The organism is Arthrobacter sp. B0316-1-20, assembly GCF_059091865.1.
Window position 1 is genome coordinate 26,395 of record NZ_JBNHHC010000015.1, and the last position, 16,924, is coordinate 43,318.

Sequence of the window (16,924 nt, forward strand, 5' to 3'; positions counted from 1 at the left end):
CTTCACCGCTTGCCTGGTGCGGCGCTACTTCACGCCCCGCTACTTGATGCCGTGGCGTTCCATGGCGGCCTTCGCGGCGGCGAGGGCTTCCTTGGTGCCGATCCCCTGACCGTGAACCGCCAGGGCGAAGGCTTCGGCAGCGTCGCCCAGTTGCTGCCGGGCCTTGCCCGCTCCGGCGCTGACCACCGTACCCGCACGGCCGTGCGTCTCCACCCGGCCGGCTGTTTCCAGTTCCCGGTAGGCGCGGGCCACCGTATTCGGCACCACACCCAAATGGTCGGCCAGCCGCCGGACGGGCGGCAGCTTGGTCCCTACCGGCAGCTCCCCGGCATCGGCCGCTTCAATGATCCGCAGCCTGAGCTGCTCGAACAGCGGCACGGCGCTGTCGCGGTTCATCCGCCAGTCAAAACCACTCGCTTCCATCGCCCGTGCCCGATCCTCGTCGTGTCCGCAGCCCGTCCACTGCTACAACCAGAATGACATCCGCAGCCGTCCGGGTCGACTGTCGGTAGGCTGGAACGCATGTTGCTTCATGAAGATCCTGCAGTCACTATCCGCGGCATTTCGGTTTCCGAAATGGACAACAACGTTTATTTACTGACCGCCAAAGAATCCGGCACGCAGGTACTGATCGATGCTGCCGATGACTTTCCGGCCATTCAGCAGCTCTTGCGCGACGGGGCCGCGGATGCGGCCAGGACCGCTAAGGTCGCAATGATCATCACCACGCACAGCCACTGGGACCATGTCCGCGCCTTGCGGGACACGGTAGCCGCTACCGGGGCCCAGACGGCCGCGGGCACGGAGGATATTCCTGCGATTAAGGTGCCGATTGATGTTTCGCTTGAGCATCAGGACATCGGCCGGTTCGACGGATTCTCGCTGGAAGCCATCAAGCTGCGAGGACACACCCCGGGCTCGGTGGCACTGCTCTACCGCGCTCCGGACGGTCCCGCACATGTTTTTACTGGCGACTCGCTGTTTCCCGGCGGGGTAGGCAATACGCAGAAGGATCCGGAGCGATTTGCTTCGCTTTTCAATGACGTCCGGGATCGGTTGTTCGGCTACCTGCCTGACGACACCGTCATCCATCCCGGACATGGCAAGGGAACAACACTGGGAGCGGAACGGCCTCATCTGGATGAGTGGAAATCCCGCGGCTGGTAGGCGGCGTCAACAACCCCGACAGACGTGGACGTTGGGGGGAATCCCGCCTGCCGGGGCTCTCTCATTCTAGCGCCGCGGGCGATTTCTGTTCCTAGTTGGCAAGGAAAGTCGGCAGGCTGCGCTCGGCGGCGGAATACGTGACGGCGTCGGGAACCTGACCGTCCATGAAGCGGTCGATCAGCCGCGGATCGACATACGATGAACGGGCCACGGCGGGCGTGTTGCCAAGCCGCTCCGCTACCGCCTTGATGGCGGCCACTACAGCTTTGCGCCGGGCGGTCAAGCCGGTTTTGCCGTTGTAGCGGGCCAGTTCGACCGCAGCGGCAACGGTCCCTTGCCAGGTGCGGAAATCCTTGGCGCTGAAATCCGGCCCGCAGAGCGCGTGGATGAAATCGTTCAGTTCGGGCGCCGCCAGCCCCGACCAGGCGCCGCCGTCGTTGCGGTAGCCAATGGCCGGATCATCCGCATTCTTCCCTCTCGCTACGGCCAGCCAGGCGGCGAGGTCCGGATCTTTCAGTTCCACGTCCCACTGCAGTCCGCTCTTGCCCGGAAAATCCAGCCGGATGGTGTCCCCGTGCACTTGGACGTGCCGCACCAACAAGGTGGTGACTCCGTAGGACCCGTTGTCCTCGGCGTAGACCTCGGAGCCGATCCGCAAGGACGCACTGTCAAGCAAGCGGAACGCTGCGGCGCAGGCCACCTCCCGGGTCGTGTCCCCTGACCTGAGCAGCAACGTCACTTTCCGCCGTGCCGCCGTTAGGGTGCGTCCGAAGCCAAGCGCGCGGTCAAACTTCTCCCGGTCCCTGAGTTCGCGCCAACGGGGATGGTAGATGTATTGCCGCCGCCCGGCGTCGTCCGTACCCGCCGCTTGGATATGGCCGTTCGCCGCCGGTGAGATCCACACGTCGGACCATGCTGGCGGAACCGCCAGCGCCTTGACCCTGCGCAGCTCGTCGCCGGAAAGCTTCGAGCCATCGGGGTGACGATAGGAGAATCCAGTGCCGTGCCGCCGTCGGGAAATGCCGGGAGCACGGATGTTGCTCCGTCGCAGCCTCAGACGGGCACCTCCATCTTGAAGCCGCAGCGGCAGCGCAGAATCTCAACATTCACCCGCACCGTTGGCAGCGGGCCGGTCTCAGGGGAAGCAGTGTCAACAGGATCCAGAATCGCTTGATCGACTCGTTCCACCGGCTGCATGGGCTCCCCGCAGTGCATGTAGCCGTCGGCGCCGAAATCAATCCCCACAGTCCCTGTCTCCGAAGCGGGCACCTTGAAGGTCTGGTGGCCGTAATAGCTGTCGCAGTGACTGCACCAGTAGCTGACGTCCCAGCGCGGCAGTGCAGGGGCGTCGGGCCCCGGCGGAAGCAGCGTGACAGCGTCGAAAACCAGGTATTCGTCGCTGTTGCAGGCGGAACACCAAGGATCCGGCAATCCGCCTCCGGCCCCGAAGTCGTGCTCGCCGGCTTGAGCACGTGAACTGTCGTTCGCGATCATGATCGTCTGCCCCTTCGAATCAACATCATTATTGGTAAGGCTACTGTCTATAACTATACCGAAGCCGGGGGATGCGGCGATGCCGGCGCGGCAGAGATCAAGGGGATGGTTTACGGCCGCTTAGGCCCGGTAGCTGGAAAGCGGGTACGGCAGCGAAGTGGACGGCAGTATATTCTGCTGCGCGCACTGCGCCCGCCACAGCGGCCAAAAGGAGCCGGCGGACCAGCCTAGGCGTCGCCGCCATAGAGTGAGTCCGGCGGCTCGCTTCCGGTTTTACCGTTGAGCCCTCGGATCCGACGCTTGCTCGCCGTCAGCGCATCCCTGCTGTCCCGCCGGTCCAACTCGACGCGCAGCTCTTCCAGGCGGAACTCGGTCTCCGGGTCCGCCGCCCCAAATTGGATACTTTCCCGCTCGAGTTGCCGGATGGCCCTTCCGTACAAGGCCAGCAACTCGGGGTCGCCGAGGAAGGCCAGCTCCACCGGAAACTCGTCAGCGGGAAGCAAATGGCGGTGCCGCATTAGCTTCCCCCCGAACCTAAAAGCGGCACTCCTGACCGACCGGCAGTTGACCCGTTCATGCTCTGCCTCCAGGTAGCCCCAAGAGCCGATGCGGCTCCACTGCAGTGAGCTTACAAGCGCGTTTCCCCTCCCGGCAATGAGTCAGGAGGGACCATCCATGAATCGCCGAAATTCCGGCAGGCTACGGCCCGGGAACAGCCGGGACCTATTCGTCATAACGTTCTTCCCTGATGGTTCCGAACGGGACGTCCTCGGACGCCATCGCTTGGACTTCGTTAGGAAGGAACCTCACCAGCACGCCGCGCTCACCATCAGCGGCCGATTGCCTCAGCACAGGGAGAATGGCGTCTGCCTGGCTCTCCTCCAGCCCGGCCACGTATCTGGCATACCCCTCAGGCAGTTGCTCCGCCATAGTGGACGACCCGGTCAGTAGGAAATGAACTCGACTAGTTCACCTACGCGGTCCTCGGGATAGTTCCGGGCTACATCCGCCTGGCTAAGGATTCCGACCAGCTCGTGCCCGTCAATGACCGGCAGCCGGCGCACCTGGTGGCTCTGCATGGTCTGGATGGCCTCTTCGATGCTGTCGTCGGCACCTATAGTCACGGGCTTGCCCTGGCCCAGCTCGCCGGCCTTCACGGCGCGTGGATCCTGGCCGTCGGCCAAAACTTTGATCACGATGTCGCGGTCGGTGACCATGCCCTTGAGCCGATTATCCTCGCCGCAGATAGGCAGCGACCCGACATCAAGGTCTTTCATCTTTTGGGCGGCCAACTCCAGCGTCTCGTTCTCTCCGATGCATTCGACGCCACCGGTCATGATTTCCCTTGCGGTAGTCACGGACATCAGTCCCTTCAGATTGTTCGAGCCGCTTCGCGTGCACCGCCCTGCAAGCAGCGATGAACGCACAGGCAGGTTTATAAGGTTACTTAGGATTACCACAGGCTGCGGCAAATTTGAAGAGCCATAGGCTGCTCCCCCGACGGGCGGCTCCAGGATTCTACGCTGCCCTGTTGTGAGCGCTGGCACCCTGCCGGCGCCTTGGTCGCAACGCGATCTCTGATACTGGCCCCGGACGCCGAAAGCCTCCGCAAACCAGTGGTCCACGGAGGCTCCCGAGTCGGCACAACGACGCTTAGCGCAGGCCGCCACCTTCGGTGTCATCGGTGGCCCGGTCGGCGTTCTCGTGCAGATGAGCCTTGGCGTCGGCCACCTTGTCCTTTGCCACGCCCTCGACCTGCTGGGCCTTGCCCTTCATTTCCCGCGAGTGGTCATCGGTCGCGTCACCGACGACTTCATTGACTTTGCCCTTGACCTTGTCTTTCGCTGCCTCGAACTTGTCGCCCATACCCATCACAGCACCTCTTTCGGTTCAGGATTTTCAACAGATGTAGCCAGATTACCTCGCCTCACGCCAAGTAGGAAGCTTGCTGACCTTTGCCGTGAGTTGATGCCGGAAACGCTCGACCACCCCGGCTACAGGCCGAACAATTCGAAGCTGATGCGGGGCTGGCCGCCGGTCACCAACGCGAGTTGTTCGGCAGCCTGTTCTTCCACGGGTCGGTCGCTGAGCGCTTCCAAATAGCGGCGGTGCGCTAACAGCGAGTGCAGCGCGCAGTCCAACGCCTGCTGTCCGACGTCGAGGTAATGCGTGGGCCGCGTGGAGGCGACCGCCGTCCACGAAACGGTGTGCGGCTGATGCCCTTGCTCTGCCAACTCCGGAAAGATCCATTCGTTGGCGGCGTCGGCCACTGCGTTCAGGACCGACCGGCCCATGACCTGATGATCCTGCGAATTCCATGCTCCCGGACCCCAGCTGTCCCGGTGGTTGAGTGTGACCACGACTTCCGGCCGGTAGGTCCTGATCTCGCGGGCCAGATCCCGGCGCAGCTGGAGCGTTTCCTCCAGCCGGCCGTCCGGATAATCCAAGAACGACACTTCCTCTACGCCGACCGCTTGGCAGGCGGTCCGCTGCTCCTGTTCGCGCAGCGGTCCGGCCTTCGACGGAGGCAGCCCGGCAATGCCGGCCTCTCCCCGGGTCGCTAAGACGTAGGCCACAGCCTTGCCCTGCCCGGACCATTCAGCGACAGCGGCCGCAATTCCATACTCGGGATCACCGGAACACTACAATAAACACATGATCACGAAACGCCCGCCCCGCGCAGTCCTGTACCTGCGCCTCTCTGTCACGACGGAAGAATCGACTTCTATTGTCCGGCAAGAGGCCGATCTCCGCGCCCTCGCGAAGCGTGAGGGATGGGACGTCGTCGAGGTGCTGACCGACGATGGGATCAGCGGCGGCAAGGAGCGCGATAAGGCTAACCGCGCACTCGCCACGATCCGCGAGGACGCCGCCGACGTGCTGGCCGTCTGGAAGCTGGATCGCTTCGGCCGCCGTGGCCTCCGCGACGTCGTTAGCATTGTCGACGCCCTCGACTCCCGCGCCGAGTCCACTCCAGGCCGTCCGGCGCTGTTCGTGGCCGCCGACGGCCTCCGTAGCGACGTCGCCATGTGGGAGACGATCGCAAGCCTGTACGCCGGGCAAGCCAAGCAAGAGCGGCTGAACACTGCCGCCCGAGTCCGTAACGCCCGTAACTACCTCGTCACCGGCCACAAGTACGCCGGAGGCAATCTGCCCTACGGCTACCGCCCCGCCCCGTCGCCCGACGGTCAAGGCCGCGTGCTGGAGATCGACCCTGAGGCCGCCGCCTACGTCCGCTCCGCCGTCGACTACGTGCTGACCGGCGGGACCCTCTACGGCGCCGTAAAGGCCCTCAACGCCGCCGGAGCCCGGTCTTCGCGCGGCAATGCATGGACGCCCGGCTCGCTCCGCGTGCTCCTGACTGGCGACGCTATCCTCGGCCGCGTCAGGCACCGGGGCGAACTTATCCGCGACGAGCACGGACTGGCCGTTTCCGTTTGGCCTCCGCTGATTACGTCGGAGGAGTCCGCCCGCCTCCGCGCCTTGTATCCGCCTTTCAAGGGCGAAGCGTCCGGCAAGCCCCGCCGCAGACGCGCCGCTCGTCTGCTCTCTGGCGTCCTGACGTGCTCGTCATGCCACAAGCCCATGCGCGCCGGGCAAGGAGAGAAAGACCGCGACGGCGAGCGCGTCAGCCGCTACACCTGCTCCTCAAGGCAAGGCCGCTGCGATCGCTTCCTTGCTGTCAACGCCGAGGCCGTCGAGGCCGCCGTCGTCGACCAATTCCTCGCCATGGTCGGCGGCTTCGAGGTAATCCTCCGCCGTGAGGAGGTCCGCGACGTCGCCGACCGCGCCGCCGTCGAGGAGGCCCTCACTCAGACCGCTAAGGCCATGACCGCGCCCGGTGCGGACGTCGCCGCCCTCGTGGAGCGGCTGACCGCGCTACGCGCCCGCCGGGACGAGCTCGACGCGGCGCCCGCCGTCGCCGAAGTTGTCGAGGTCCCGACCGGCCGCACCTACGCCGAGGTCTGGCACGACACCGACGACGACGAGGAAACTACCACGGCGCAGCGCCGCGAGCTCCTCCGCGACGCCCTTGGCGGCCCTATCGTGCTCCTCCCGTCGCCGAGCCGAGGCCGTAAGGGCTTCGAGCCCTCGCGCCTAGTCATTCCGTGGCGTTGGACGGAGCCCGCCGAAGCTGCCAGCTAGACAGGCCCCCGCTACACGCCCCGTCGGTATCCCGGCGGGGCGTTTTTCTGTCCGCAAGTTGAGCAGAAGATCCCTCCTGGCCCTCTTTGTATGTAGCCCCCAGTGAGCAGAACTGTCGGGCTGGCCCCCCTCTTATGTACCTACAGACGAGGGCCAACGCAATGCTCACCCCTGCCCGAATCGATCCTGCCGACCTCATCCGCCGAGTAGCGGCCCTGTACGACTCCGGCAACAACGAGGGCGAGCGGCTGGCGACCGCTGCCCTCCGTCGTCTGGAGTGGCGCCGTCGTCACTCCGGGAAGGAGTGCTCTCGCTGCGGCGAGACGAAGCCGGTCTCGGACTTCGCCCGCGACGCCCGGCGCCCGGACGGCCTCGACTATCGCTGCCGCGAGTGCGACGCCGGACGCAAGAGAGCGAGCCGGAGGGCAGTGCAAACGTCCCGTACCACCGGCCCCCTCTATCTATGTAGGGGCAGAGAGCAACGACTGACGTCCCCCGCTGCTGGCCCTCTCTATATGTAAAGGGAAGGACTGGCTGTGCACGTAGCCCAGCGTTGGCCCTCTCTATATGTGAAGGGGAAGCGTCCTGTACCGCTGGCCCTCTTTATATGTGTAGGGGAAAGGCCCCTCGATTCTCCGCTTGCGCCCCCGGCCTCGCCGCCGGGCGCAGCGGCCCACCATTCCGCCGCGCGTAGGGCATAACGCGCGCCGGATAGCCTCCTCGGTCGAGCTACCCGCTGACGAGGGTGGAGCGGACAAGCTCCCGAGGAGGCGCCCCAAGATTTCCGGATCGACGTCCAACGGCTCAGGCAGCCGCCCAGGACGCGAGACCGGCGCGGCGACGTTGGCAGGCCCAACTCCCGCAAGGCGCCTACAGCGCCACCTATGACGAAGCCACCGGACAAGAGCCCGTGCCCGGCTGAGTCCCGCGCAAAAGCGGCTCCCCCATCCCCTTCCTGACTCATAGGAGAAACCATGACCAACTCATTTATGACCGGCGAAAACATAGCTCGTGTGGCCGCAAAGATCGCCGCAAAGGACCTCGGCTTGGCAGGCCTTGTCTTCCGTGATGCCGAAGCCGACTTCGCCGCCGGTAACGGAACTTCCGTCTCTATCCCGATCCCCGGCGTCACCACTACGTCGACCCGCGCCGTCGGCGCCACTACCGACTACGAGCTCGGCGCCGTCGCCGAGTCTAAGATCAGCGTCGAACTGGAGACCGAAGCATATTCGGTTCTGCCCATCAGCCTGAAGGAGTCCAGCCTCGACATCGAGGACTACTCCCGTCAGGTGGTCCGGCCTCAGGCGCTGACCGTGGCTAACCACATCGAGAGCGCGGTCGCTGCCGAGTTCGCCGCAACCGTGGCCGACGCAGGTATCGCCTACTCCGCCGCTGATCCGAAGTCCTCCGTAATCCGTGCACGCGCCAAGCTGCGCGCTAACGGCGTCAGCGCCGAACGGCCTATCGCCGTCGTGGCTGGCTCAACCGTCTATGCGGACATGCTGCTGGCCGAGCAGATCGACGACGACAAAATCGCGGGCCTGCCTGTATTCGAGAACACCCGCGTAAGCCCGGACGCTCTCTTCGTCTTCGTCCGCGAAGCAATCGCGCTGGCTGTCCGCGCTCCGCAGCCGCCGGAAGGCGCGACCTACGCCGCGTCCGTCACCGAGGACGCATTCTCGCTGACCGCCATGCGCGCGCTGAACGGTGCTAATGGCGTCACCAACTCGATCCTGACGACCTACGTCGGCGTGAAATCCCTGCCGCTGGCCGTAGCCGACTACGACGCCGGAACGGTCAACCTGATCGACGGCGGCGGCATCGTCTCCGTGGACACCACGGCGGCCTAGTAAGCCCTCGGCTGCCCTCTCGCTCCTCCTTCGGCGAGAGGGTGGCCGAGCCCCTTTTTTTGCCCTCAACCAGTCGCGCGACGACCAGACAAGGACCCCAAGCCATGACCGTCTACACAGTCTGCCAAGTCTGCCGCGAGCAATTCGAGGCCTCGAAACACGGCGCCCTGTATTGCTCCGCTGGCTGCAAGAACAAGGCCTACCGAGCCCGAAAGGCCGAGGCCCTCACCGCCGCCGCCCACGCCCTACTGAGGCGACAGACTGAGGCGGCGATCAGCCGCGATCCTCAGGCCCTCGAAGCCGTGAGGCGCGACGCCGAGCGTCTCTTCGGCGCCGTGTAGCGCGTCCCTGGCCTCGCCGGAGCGGAGGCGGGCGCCGCCGACGTGCCAGCCACGCGCCAGCGGCAGGGTGAACAGTTGCGTCAAAGTGGCGCGTCCCGTTTGTACTCATTAGTTGCTAGAGAGAAGCGCTCCTCGAACAACTAAAGAACAACAACGGGACGCGCCACCGATTCACAACTCTTCACCTTCCTCTCACGCTGCTCCCCACGTTGGCGCTGGCGCATTGCCCCGCAGGCGGCGATCACCCGCCCGCGCGTAAATGCACATTCACATTAAGGATTTACACACCCATGCCCTCAGTTTCCCCTGAAAAAATCGCCGCTCTACTGACCTACAAGGCGGCCGACTACATCGGCGACACCGACATCGTCGCCGCCCATTTCCTCGCCTCCGCGCTAGTCGACCCTTTTATCGCTAGCGGCTACCACCAGTACGTCACCGGCGAGGGCAGCGGCATCGTCTACCGCAAAACGCGCGGTGCCCTCTACCGCGTCTCCTACCGCGAGTATTACGGCAAAATCGAGGCCGCGTCGCTCGCCGCACTCCGGACCGCCGAAGCGGAACCCGTCCGTGGCAGACGCCGCGCCGAGGGCCTCCGCCGGATGATCGAAGACCGCTCGCGAGGGACGAAAGTTTATCTCCGGACTGTCGCTGCCAGCGTCCGCGACCGGCTCCCCGAAATGGCACGGGACGAGGCCGAAGCCGCCGACGCCCGTCAGCGGCGAAGCGCCCCCGCCCCGCGTCCGCCGGCCGACCTTGCTACGGCCCGCGCGGTGGCTCGCGCGAAGCGGAGCGCGACGCGAGCCGAGGACGAGACTGAGGCCGCTTTCGTGCTGGATTACTGGCTCCCAGGACTTCCCTCCGGCCGCCACCTACTCGGCGATCTCTGGAAGTCGTGGCAGTACGCGATCGGCAAATCTCAGAAGCTCAAGAACGCGGACAACGGTGCTCTGCGGCTGGGACGTACCCGCTTCTATGCATTGCTTGCCGAGCGCGTCGAAGTGGTCACTGGCGGCCAACGTCGGCGATATGCCGTTATCCCTGAACCCATCGAAGAGGAGCCCACCGTGACCGTCGATCAAATCCGCGAAGAGGCCGCCGCCTACTGCGACGCCGCCGACGCTGGCGAGCGCTTGCTCCGCGTCCGCGAGCAACTGGCCGCCGGACAGTACGCCGCCGCCCTGCACGATCAGCGCGAACGGTTGGCCGCCACCGGCACCGACGGCGCCGTCGTCGACCTCGGCGCTGCCCGCCGGTCCCGGCGCTAGCCCCCTCCTCTACACCCGAAAGGAACCCTCATGCCCTACATTCACACCCGCAACGTACCCTCCGACCGCGACCCGGCGATCGTCGCCGAGGCACGGCGTCAGAAGACCGGCCCGGAGTACGTCGACCGCGACGGGCACCACCGCTGTCCTCGATGCAAGCGCGTATGGCCTCTGGCCGACTTCAAGCCGTACCACCGGAGCATCCCCCAGGAACGCGTCAAGGCCCGCTGCAAAGACTGCCGGTTCGGCCTCGCCGCCCATGCCCGAGACGAGGCCCGGCGTACCGGCCGCTGCGAAGCCCGCCATTGCGAAGAGCCTCAACACGCCGACTTCAAGTGCAAGCGGCACTTTGAGCTCGCCCCACGCCGCCGCACCCAGCGAGCTACGAAGTGACAGCCGCCGAACGAGCCGCATCCCTCGGCTTGGAGGGCCGTCTCCACGTCCTCTACGTCCTCGAATCAATGAGCGCCAAGCTAGACCACTACCTCACGAGAGAAGGAGCCCGCTAGCGCTCAGCTTCTCCACCGCCCTCCTCCCCGCCCGGTCCGCGACGCCCCCTCCCCGGCGTCGCTGGCCGGGCTCCCACCCCCAACGCCAGAAGGACCAGACACCGTGCCAGAGATAACCCTGACCCAGCTAAGTAAGCGTACGAAGGCCCGCGCCAAGACCCGACTGAGGGGCCTACTTCCGTTGATCGTCGAGGCGGAAGATACACCGGTCGGACTTCACACGCCCTACGACAAGAGGCAGTGGCTCAAGCTGAGCGAGCCTGAGCGCGTCACGCATGTTCGCTCGAAGCTCCGCGCGGAGTGCTTCGACGTGCTCGTGAAGACACACACGATCATCGACGACGGCAGCGCGCCAGCCGACGGCCCGGCGACCTGATCCGGAGCCCTCGCGTCGGCGCGGAGGGTGGGGAGGGACCCCTCGAAGAGTTTGCTCCTTCCTCGATGGGGCTTAGCGTCTCGCCTTGCTTGCCGGGAGGCCCCCAATTTTAGAAATCGCGGTTTCACGCGCCCATTTCCCCCTTTGAGAGGACCCATCAGCATGACCGATATGCCCACCCATGACGACGAGGCCGTCGATCTCCCGAAGCACTGGAGCGACGGTGCAAAAGACACGTTCGCCAACGTCCTCGACGAGCGCCCGGACCTGTCCGGCGCCGACTTCGCCGGACTGGAGCAAGCCGCCGAGCTAATCACGTCCGCCGACCTCCTTGACGGGGCCGCCCGCGAATCCGGCCCGCTGGTGAAAGGCTCGACCGGCCAACTGGTAACCAATCCGGCGATCGTCGAGGCCCGCCAAGCCCGGACGGCCGCAGCTGCCATTCTGGCGCGGCTGTCCCTGCCGTCCGCTGGCGCCAAGACAAACGCGCAACGCGCCCGGACAGCTGCCCGCGCCCGGTGGTCCAAGTGAGGCGCGCAGCGACCGGACGGCCCGCCTCGGCGCTGGCCCTCCGACCGTATGACATGAGCGGCCCTCTACCTGACTGGAGCCCGGCGACGCCCGCCGAAGGCTGGACCCCCTCGACAGCGTGGGAGGCGGCGACCGAGTACGCCGACGAGCACGAGGCCACCGGACTAAGCGAGCAACGCCTCGCCCGCGTCGCTTTTCGCGAGCTCTGTCACGCCGTTCCTGGCCTGCACCGAGCATGGATGATCGAGCGTTTACACGGCCTCGACGTCACTCAACACGCCCCCGGCGACGCCGTCGCCATGTACGTCGACCTCTAAGGAGCAACCTTGACCGAGACCATCGTCTTTTACGACCGAATCAGCGCCCGTAACCTTGTCCAGCACGTCGACGGCGACGGCATCCTCGTTCGTGCCGAGTGCCGAGGCTGCCGCGAGGTCCTGCCCGCTAACAAATTCCGCCCGGACGCGAAGCGTAAGTATGGACGCCGCCATATCTGCCGCCGCTGTCGCCGCCGTGCTTCCACCCACTGACACAAATGCCCGCATCCTGGTCTTCGCCAAGGTGCGGGCATTTGCTGTGTCAGGGAGCCCCGCCGTTAGGCGAAACTCCTCACGGTAGTCCTTACTGGGACTGCCAACGCAAGCGCCCGTCTGAAGCCGGAGCGCAAACCATAGGCTTCGTAAGTAGCCCTCGCGCTCGACCGTTCGGGGCCTTTGAAGTGAGGCCGGTTATGGGCGCCCGCGTATCACTAGTCCCAGTCCCGTTCGGTAAAGCCGTGGTATTTCGTACGAATCAGCAGTAGACACTCTCCCCGTATTCGGACGGACGACACCAATCTCGAACAACCGCTCAAGTAGCGCGTCCCCCGAGGGCTCCAATCCCGACATAATGTGGAGCAACTCCTTGCGTGTGAAATCGGCCTTGGTCTCCCCGGCAAACCTCCTGAAATGCTCACGAAGCTCCGGAAACTCGGCCAGGAAGGATTCACATCGAATTTCCGAAGTTCGCGTAAAGGCTTCACGCACCACTTCCCGCGACAGCAAGGCCGTGGTTCCTGGTTGCCCTTCATCACGCTGCATCTCGGTCGCGGTGTTTGCCAAGACGATAGCGTCCCTCGGGAGAACGGTGCGGCGGCCGTCTCGAACACGCTCAACAAGCCAATCCATGATTGCGGCCTCTCTGTCTCCTGTATAAGCCGTTGTCGGCAGTACCGTGAGGAGAGCTTCATGGCGCTCAGCCGCAGACCATTCGTCAACTTTGCGCCCGACGAGATGCGGGTGCTCTTTTTCGATGTACTCCCGGACCTGGTTATGTCGAGTTGCCCGTTTAATTAACAGACTCGTCAACTGGTTCGATCCCCATCCAAGTTCAATCTTCTTGTCCGTGAGGTGGTCCTTGTTAGTAAAGTCCAGCTCTGACCACAAGTCTGTTCGGAGCATGACTTTTGGCTGAATCGCGGGAAAGGTTCTTCTGATTTGCATCACTGCGGTCATCAGCCCTTCAATCGCTCGTCGCCGCTCCACCCGGTCGGTGGGCCATATCTCGTCGACCTTGTCAAAAAAAAGCCATAGCGTTTTCCCGTTTGCAGCCAACGCCGTATTAACGTCCTGCAAGAGCGTCACGACATCCAAACTCCGCCGTCCGCCGCGAATCGCCACGCTCGCGCCACCGGCAGAGATAGTTACTTCGCTTGGTGCCTGGCCCACCGCCAGCTCCCACAGTTCACTAAGGAGCGGCCCAACGCGAATGTCTCGTCGGTGCCCCACTGCGCTTAGGAGGTCCTTCAGGGGGCCACGAGGAATGGTGAACGATTCGTCTAGAGCGAGCCCTGCCTTGATAGCGATGTAGAGACGCCAGAGCCGATCATGATCGTAAGTGTCGGTCTCGTCGCGGAGCGTTTGCAGGTCTCCTGTCGCTACCTCCGAGAGATCACCAAATCCAGTTCCTGCTGCAATGACGACGTTTTCCAGAGCCCCACCGGCGAGTTCGCGGGCGGTGGCTTCGAAGCGCGTAAATAACTCGAAGAGCGCGCTTTTTCCCGTTCCCTTCGCACCAAGTGCCAGCCAAACTTGCTTACGGAGATACTTATCAAAGTCTCCAGTGCGGACAAAAAGCCGATCAAGGTCTTCCTCAGACTCTGAATCCACTGAACCAAAATCGAGAGCGGCGAGAGCCTCTTCGGCGGACATACAACTCCTCTGATCGCATTGCCGCCAAGGACCCTTGCTTCCACACGGCACTGAATGGGACGTACTTGCTGATTCACTGAACTCTAGACGACTTCGGGCAGGAGCTCCTGCTTCTTGCTCACCGTTTCATAGGACCGCGTGAACGCGTCTCGCGGGTACGCATACATTTGATGTTTGAGCGGCAGGAAGCGCCAACGGGTGTGGGCCGGACCGGGCGGTACCTCCGCCAGCAGCAGGGCGCCGTCAGCGCCGGCCGGGAACAGTTCCTCGTTGCCCGCCGGACTGTGCTGAAGGCCCCCTGCCGCTCTGATTACTTGAAGGTTTTCGTAAACAGGCACGAGTCGCTTAATCTAATGGAACGTCACATCTGTCCTCAGGAGAAGCACCTTTGAAATCCTTTAAACACATGACCGCCGTCGCGTTCGTCGCCGTGCTCGGCCTCACCGCCTGCGGCGGCTCCGAGCCCGACGAGTACGCCCTCGGCGCTCTCGCGACCGCCCCTAACGACGTTTCCGTCTCCGTCTCGCACCCTGAGGTAACCGAGGACCCTAACGGCGGCGAAATGCTCGTCTTCGACGTGACCGTCCTAAACGGCTACAAGACGTCGATTAAGGCGGGCGCCTACGGAAAGCCTGAGGTCCTCTACGGCGACGACGCGAAGAAGGTCTATAACTTCACCGCCCCCGACACCTTCTCAGTCCTGCCGTCCGGCCAGACGGAGAAGGCCCGCCTCAACTTCGGCATACCCGCCGGAAAGCGCGGCGACGTTCGGATCACGTTCGACGGCGAGGACTTCGAGGCCCCGCTCGTCTTCGCGGGCGAAGTCAAATAACCCGCATTGGGAAGCCCTCCGCCCTCACCGGCTGGGGGCTTTTCTTGTTCGATCTGTGAGTCGCCCGCCGTTCGCCTCATATATTGCGGTCTCTGGTGCCGAAAATTTCAGTTGGGCGATCGCCTTTGCCCAGCACTAGTCAGGGCGCTCTCAGCCGCTCCCGCCTGTCCATGGTGTGTCGTTGAACCTAACCCGGCTCATCAGGATGCGCCATCAGGACCAGCGCGCGGCGCCAGTCGACCGGGAGCGGCTGCAGGTCTTCAGGAGCCATGACAGGTGTCCTTCCCTGGATATTGTGGTCCGGCCGGCGGCCACCGCGACTGCGACAGTCAGACTGTACGGCCGATGCGCGACAGCGTAGGGTGGCGATACGATCAGCATACTGACCATACTTGCCGTCCGACCCGGCACTCCACTCCCTAGGCAGCAGTTGCTGCCGGATGCCTCCGGCCGGCCGCACGAAGGAGACACACATGACCACGGATCAGTACACGTTCCAGAATCCCGTTGACCGCTACCCCACTATTTCACCGCCGAAGCAGAGCCAGCCGGAGCCCGGACTGGACAAAGAGCTGGAACCACAGACCGATCGCGGCGAGGAGTCCTACCGCGGCACCGGCAGGTTGACCGGCCGCAAGGCCCTCATCACCGGCGCCGACTCCGGCATCGGTGCGGCCGTTGCCATCGGCTTCGCACGGGAAGGCGCCGACGTCGCGCTCTCCTACCTGCCGGCGGAAGAATCCGATGCCCAGCACATCGCATCCGTGATCGAGAAGGACGGAAGGAAGGCGGTGCTGCTGCCCGGCGACATTTCGGACGCCGCCGCTTCCAGGGATCTGGTAGCCAAGGCGGTCGAGCAATTAGGCGGTCTGGACATCCTGGTCAACAATGCCGGCCGGCAAATCGCCGTCGAAAAGATCGAAGACATCAGTGACGAGCAGTTCGAGGACACCTTCCGCACGAACATCTTCGCTATCTTCTGGATCACCAAGGCGGCGGTGCCCCACATGCAGCCCGGTTCGACGATCATCAACACCACATCGGTCCAGGCCTACAACCCGTCGCCCTTCCTGCTGGATTACGCCGCTACCAAGGCCGCCATCAACAACTTCACCAAGGGTCTGGCGCAACAGTTGGCCAGCCGCGGCATCCGGGTCAATGCCGTGGCACCCGGGCCGTTCTGGACCCCGCTGCAGGTCAGCGAAGGCCAGCCCAAGGACAAGCTCCCCGAGTTCGGCAAGAACGTGCCGTTGGGACGCGCAGGACAACCGACCGAACTGGCTCCGGCCTACGTCTATCTGGCCTCGCCGGAGTCAAGCTACGTATCCGGCGAGACCCTGAACGTGAACGGCGGGACCCCCACGCCCTGAGCCGGCCCACGGCTGGCTCACCAGCGCGGCATCGAAGGGAAACGTGTCGGAGCAAACCCGCACCAGCGGAGCTCAGCCGAGCCTGCGCCCCACGGCGAAGATCCTGCGGAAGCCGAAGACGGTGCCATGTTCGGATTCGGGGTAGGCATCGCGCAGCAGCGTGGCGTACTCGGATTCGAACTTGGCCGCTTCGGCGGCCGGCAGCGCCGCCAGGACCGGCCGCAGCCCGGTGCCCCGAACCCATTCCAGTACCGGATCCGGGCCGGTCAGGACATGCTGGTAGGTGCTTTCCCACACGTCGGCCTCACAGCCTTCGTCCAACAGCAACTCCAGGTATTCCTGCGGTTCGGACACCGCACCCGCATGCCGGAGCACTCCGTCCAATCTGCGGTGCCAACGCGGCGATCCGGCCAGCGCCCTCATCAGCGCATGCGATGGTGCGGCAAAGTTTCCAGGCACTTGGACGGCCAGCCATGCGCCGGGCTTCATGGCGCGCAGCCACGAACGGATCAGGCACTGGTGGCTTGGCACCCACTGGAGTGCGGCGTTGGAGACCAGCACGTCCAAGCCGTCCGGCGGCGTCCAGTCACGGATATCTCCGGAGACAAACTCCACGTTGGTCGGGTTGTTCCGCTGCCTTGCTTGGCGGATCATCTCTGCTGAGGAATCCACGCCGGTGACCTTGGCACCGTGCCACCGCTCGGCGAGCGCCGACGTCAAACCGCCGGGGCCGCAGCCCAGATCCACCACCACGGCCGGATCAGTGGCAGCGATGCGGCCGGTCAGGTCGAAGAACGGGCGGTTCCGGTAGTCGGCGTACTCCACGTACTTGTGCGGGTCCCAGTGCATGG

21 protein-coding genes and 1 pseudogene are annotated in these 16,924 nt (G+C 64.4%); 12 read left to right on the forward strand and 10 right to left on the reverse strand.

All coding sequences use genetic code 11. The features are described from left to right. Positions 1–39 precede the first annotated feature (39 nt). Complete coding sequence (locus AC5RW2_RS23075; protein WP_127514569.1) at positions 40–423, reverse strand: GntR family transcriptional regulator; 384 nt, start codon at positions 421–423, stop codon at positions 40–42. Positions 424–522: 99 nt separating this feature from the next. Between AC5RW2_RS23075 and AC5RW2_RS23080 the strand changes: the two genes are divergently transcribed. Then, positions 523–1,167, forward strand: coding sequence for an MBL fold metallo-hydrolase (locus tag AC5RW2_RS23080; protein ID WP_493961997.1), 645 nt, complete (start codon positions 523–525; stop codon positions 1,165–1,167). Positions 1,168–1,258: 91 nt separating this feature from the next. Here the strand turns inward: AC5RW2_RS23080 and AC5RW2_RS23085 are convergent, their stop codons facing one another. The 6 genes and pseudogenes from AC5RW2_RS23085 to AC5RW2_RS23110 form a co-directional block, all read right to left on the reverse strand. Then, complete coding sequence (locus AC5RW2_RS23085) at positions 1,259–2,257, reverse strand: DNA topoisomerase IB (RefSeq protein ID WP_494074689.1); 999 nt, start codon at positions 2,255–2,257, stop codon at positions 1,259–1,261. Next, positions 2,221–2,661, reverse strand: a complete 441-nt coding sequence (locus AC5RW2_RS23090; protein ID WP_493961996.1) for a hypothetical protein — start codon at positions 2,659–2,661, stop codon at positions 2,221–2,223. The genes AC5RW2_RS23085 and AC5RW2_RS23090 overlap by 37 nt, the downstream gene beginning before the upstream one ends. Positions 2,662–2,888: 227 nt before the next feature. After that, complete coding sequence (locus AC5RW2_RS23095) at positions 2,889–3,179, reverse strand: hypothetical protein (protein ID WP_493950395.1); 291 nt, start codon at positions 3,177–3,179, stop codon at positions 2,889–2,891. 426 nt (positions 3,180–3,605) lie between these two features. Further along, positions 3,606–4,019: a CBS domain-containing protein gene (locus tag AC5RW2_RS23100; RefSeq protein ID WP_493950393.1), complete on the reverse strand. Its 414-nt coding sequence runs from the start codon at positions 4,017–4,019 to the stop codon at positions 3,606–3,608. A gap of 295 nt (positions 4,020–4,314) precedes the next feature. Beyond that, positions 4,315–4,533: a CsbD family protein gene (locus tag AC5RW2_RS23105; protein ID WP_493950392.1), complete on the reverse strand. Its 219-nt coding sequence runs from the start codon at positions 4,531–4,533 to the stop codon at positions 4,315–4,317. Positions 4,534–4,655: 122 nt separating this feature from the next. After that, a pseudogene (locus AC5RW2_RS23110) lies at positions 4,656–5,282 on the reverse strand (PIG-L deacetylase family protein); the annotation flags it as partial. Positions 5,283–5,316: 34 nt separating this feature from the next. On the opposite strand from AC5RW2_RS23110, the gene AC5RW2_RS23115 reads away from it, so the two are divergent. From AC5RW2_RS23115 to AC5RW2_RS23155, 9 genes are all read left to right on the forward strand, one after another. Continuing rightward, positions 5,317–6,807: a recombinase family protein gene (locus tag AC5RW2_RS23115; RefSeq protein ID WP_493961995.1), complete on the forward strand. Its 1,491-nt coding sequence runs from the start codon at positions 5,317–5,319 to the stop codon at positions 6,805–6,807. A 974-nt stretch (positions 6,808–7,781) separates the two neighbouring features. Continuing rightward, positions 7,782–8,657: a hypothetical protein gene (locus AC5RW2_RS23120; protein WP_493961994.1), complete on the forward strand. Its 876-nt coding sequence runs from the start codon at positions 7,782–7,784 to the stop codon at positions 8,655–8,657. A gap of 104 nt (positions 8,658–8,761) precedes the next feature. After that, positions 8,762–8,998, forward strand: coding sequence for a hypothetical protein (locus AC5RW2_RS23125; protein ID WP_493961993.1), 237 nt, complete (start codon positions 8,762–8,764; stop codon positions 8,996–8,998). Between the two features lie 290 nt (positions 8,999–9,288). After that, complete coding sequence (locus AC5RW2_RS23130; protein ID WP_493961992.1) at positions 9,289–10,266, forward strand: hypothetical protein; 978 nt, start codon at positions 9,289–9,291, stop codon at positions 10,264–10,266. A 30-nt stretch (positions 10,267–10,296) separates the two neighbouring features. Beyond that, positions 10,297–10,659, forward strand: coding sequence for a hypothetical protein (locus AC5RW2_RS23135; RefSeq protein ID WP_493961991.1), 363 nt, complete (start codon positions 10,297–10,299; stop codon positions 10,657–10,659). 219 nt (positions 10,660–10,878) lie between these two features. Continuing rightward, positions 10,879–11,151 (forward strand): hypothetical protein, encoded by a 273-nt coding sequence (locus AC5RW2_RS23140; protein ID WP_493961990.1) that lies wholly within the window; start codon positions 10,879–10,881, stop codon positions 11,149–11,151. A gap of 162 nt (positions 11,152–11,313) precedes the next feature. After that, on the forward strand, positions 11,314–11,682 hold the full coding sequence (locus AC5RW2_RS23145; RefSeq protein ID WP_493961989.1) for a hypothetical protein: 369 nt from the start codon (positions 11,314–11,316) through the stop codon (positions 11,680–11,682). A gap of 53 nt (positions 11,683–11,735) precedes the next feature. After that, positions 11,736–11,999, forward strand: coding sequence for a hypothetical protein (locus tag AC5RW2_RS23150; RefSeq protein WP_493961988.1), 264 nt, complete (start codon positions 11,736–11,738; stop codon positions 11,997–11,999). Positions 12,000–12,008: 9 nt separating this feature from the next. Next, positions 12,009–12,212, forward strand: a complete 204-nt coding sequence (locus AC5RW2_RS23155; protein ID WP_493961987.1) for a hypothetical protein — start codon at positions 12,009–12,011, stop codon at positions 12,210–12,212. Positions 12,213–12,410: 198 nt separating this feature from the next. Here the strand turns inward: AC5RW2_RS23155 and AC5RW2_RS23160 are convergent, their stop codons facing one another. Together AC5RW2_RS23160 and AC5RW2_RS23165 are read right to left on the reverse strand one after the other, a co-directional pair. Continuing rightward, entirely contained in the window at positions 12,411–13,871 is a 1,461-nt protein-coding gene (locus AC5RW2_RS23160; RefSeq protein WP_493961986.1) for a P-loop ATPase, Sll1717 family, read from the reverse strand. Positions 13,872–13,954: 83 nt separating this feature from the next. Next, entirely contained in the window at positions 13,955–14,209 is a 255-nt protein-coding gene (locus AC5RW2_RS23165; protein WP_493961985.1) for a hypothetical protein, read from the reverse strand. 68 nt (positions 14,210–14,277) lie between these two features. Here AC5RW2_RS23165 and AC5RW2_RS23170 point away from each other — a divergent pair, with 68 nt between their 5' ends. Next, positions 14,278–14,703, forward strand: a complete 426-nt coding sequence (locus AC5RW2_RS23170) for a hypothetical protein (RefSeq protein ID WP_493961984.1) — start codon at positions 14,278–14,280, stop codon at positions 14,701–14,703. A 473-nt stretch (positions 14,704–15,176) separates the two neighbouring features. After that, positions 15,177–16,073, forward strand: coding sequence for a glucose 1-dehydrogenase (locus tag AC5RW2_RS23175; protein ID WP_493950390.1), 897 nt, complete (start codon positions 15,177–15,179; stop codon positions 16,071–16,073). 72 nt (positions 16,074–16,145) lie between these two features. On the opposite strand, the gene AC5RW2_RS23180 is transcribed toward AC5RW2_RS23175, so the two are convergent. Further along, the gene (locus AC5RW2_RS23180) at positions 16,146–16,922 is read right to left on the reverse strand and encodes a trans-aconitate 2-methyltransferase (protein ID WP_493950389.1); all 777 of its coding nucleotides are present in this window, start codon (positions 16,920–16,922) and stop codon (positions 16,146–16,148) included. Between the last annotated feature and the right edge of the window lie 2 nt (positions 16,923–16,924).

Coding starts and splice junctions, on each gene's coding strand:
- AC5RW2_RS23145 (WP_493961989.1), top strand. CDS start 11,314: ATGACCGATATGCCCACCCATGACGACGAGGCCGTCGATCTCCCGAAG.
- AC5RW2_RS23125 (WP_493961993.1), top strand. CDS start 8,762: ATGACCGTCTACACAGTCTGCCAAGTCTGCCGCGAGCAATTCGAGGCC.
- AC5RW2_RS23180 (WP_493950389.1), bottom strand. CDS start 16,922: ATGCACTGGGACCCGCACAAGTACGTGGAGTACGCCGACTACCGGAAC.
- AC5RW2_RS23080 (WP_493961997.1), top strand. CDS start 523: ATGTTGCTTCATGAAGATCCTGCAGTCACTATCCGCGGCATTTCGGTT.
- AC5RW2_RS23105 (WP_493950392.1), bottom strand. CDS start 4,533: ATGGGTATGGGCGACAAGTTCGAGGCAGCGAAAGACAAGGTCAAGGGC.
- AC5RW2_RS23090 (WP_493961996.1), bottom strand. CDS start 2,661: ATGATCGCGAACGACAGTTCACGTGCTCAAGCCGGCGAGCACGACTTC.
- AC5RW2_RS23095 (WP_493950395.1), bottom strand. CDS start 3,179: ATGCGGCACCGCCATTTGCTTCCCGCTGACGAGTTTCCGGTGGAGCTG.
- AC5RW2_RS23120 (WP_493961994.1), top strand. CDS start 7,782: ATGACCAACTCATTTATGACCGGCGAAAACATAGCTCGTGTGGCCGCA.
- AC5RW2_RS23135 (WP_493961991.1), top strand. CDS start 10,297: ATGCCCTACATTCACACCCGCAACGTACCCTCCGACCGCGACCCGGCG.
- AC5RW2_RS23175 (WP_493950390.1), top strand. CDS start 15,177: ATGACCACGGATCAGTACACGTTCCAGAATCCCGTTGACCGCTACCCC.
- AC5RW2_RS23115 (WP_493961995.1), top strand. CDS start 5,317: ATGATCACGAAACGCCCGCCCCGCGCAGTCCTGTACCTGCGCCTCTCT.
- AC5RW2_RS23130 (WP_493961992.1), top strand. CDS start 9,289: ATGCCCTCAGTTTCCCCTGAAAAAATCGCCGCTCTACTGACCTACAAG.
- AC5RW2_RS23160 (WP_493961986.1), bottom strand. CDS start 13,871: ATGTCCGCCGAAGAGGCTCTCGCCGCTCTCGATTTTGGTTCAGTGGAT.
- AC5RW2_RS23075 (WP_127514569.1), bottom strand. CDS start 423: ATGGAAGCGAGTGGTTTTGACTGGCGGATGAACCGCGACAGCGCCGTG.
- AC5RW2_RS23150 (WP_493961988.1), top strand. CDS start 11,736: ATGAGCGGCCCTCTACCTGACTGGAGCCCGGCGACGCCCGCCGAAGGC.
- AC5RW2_RS23170 (WP_493961984.1), top strand. CDS start 14,278: ATGACCGCCGTCGCGTTCGTCGCCGTGCTCGGCCTCACCGCCTGCGGC.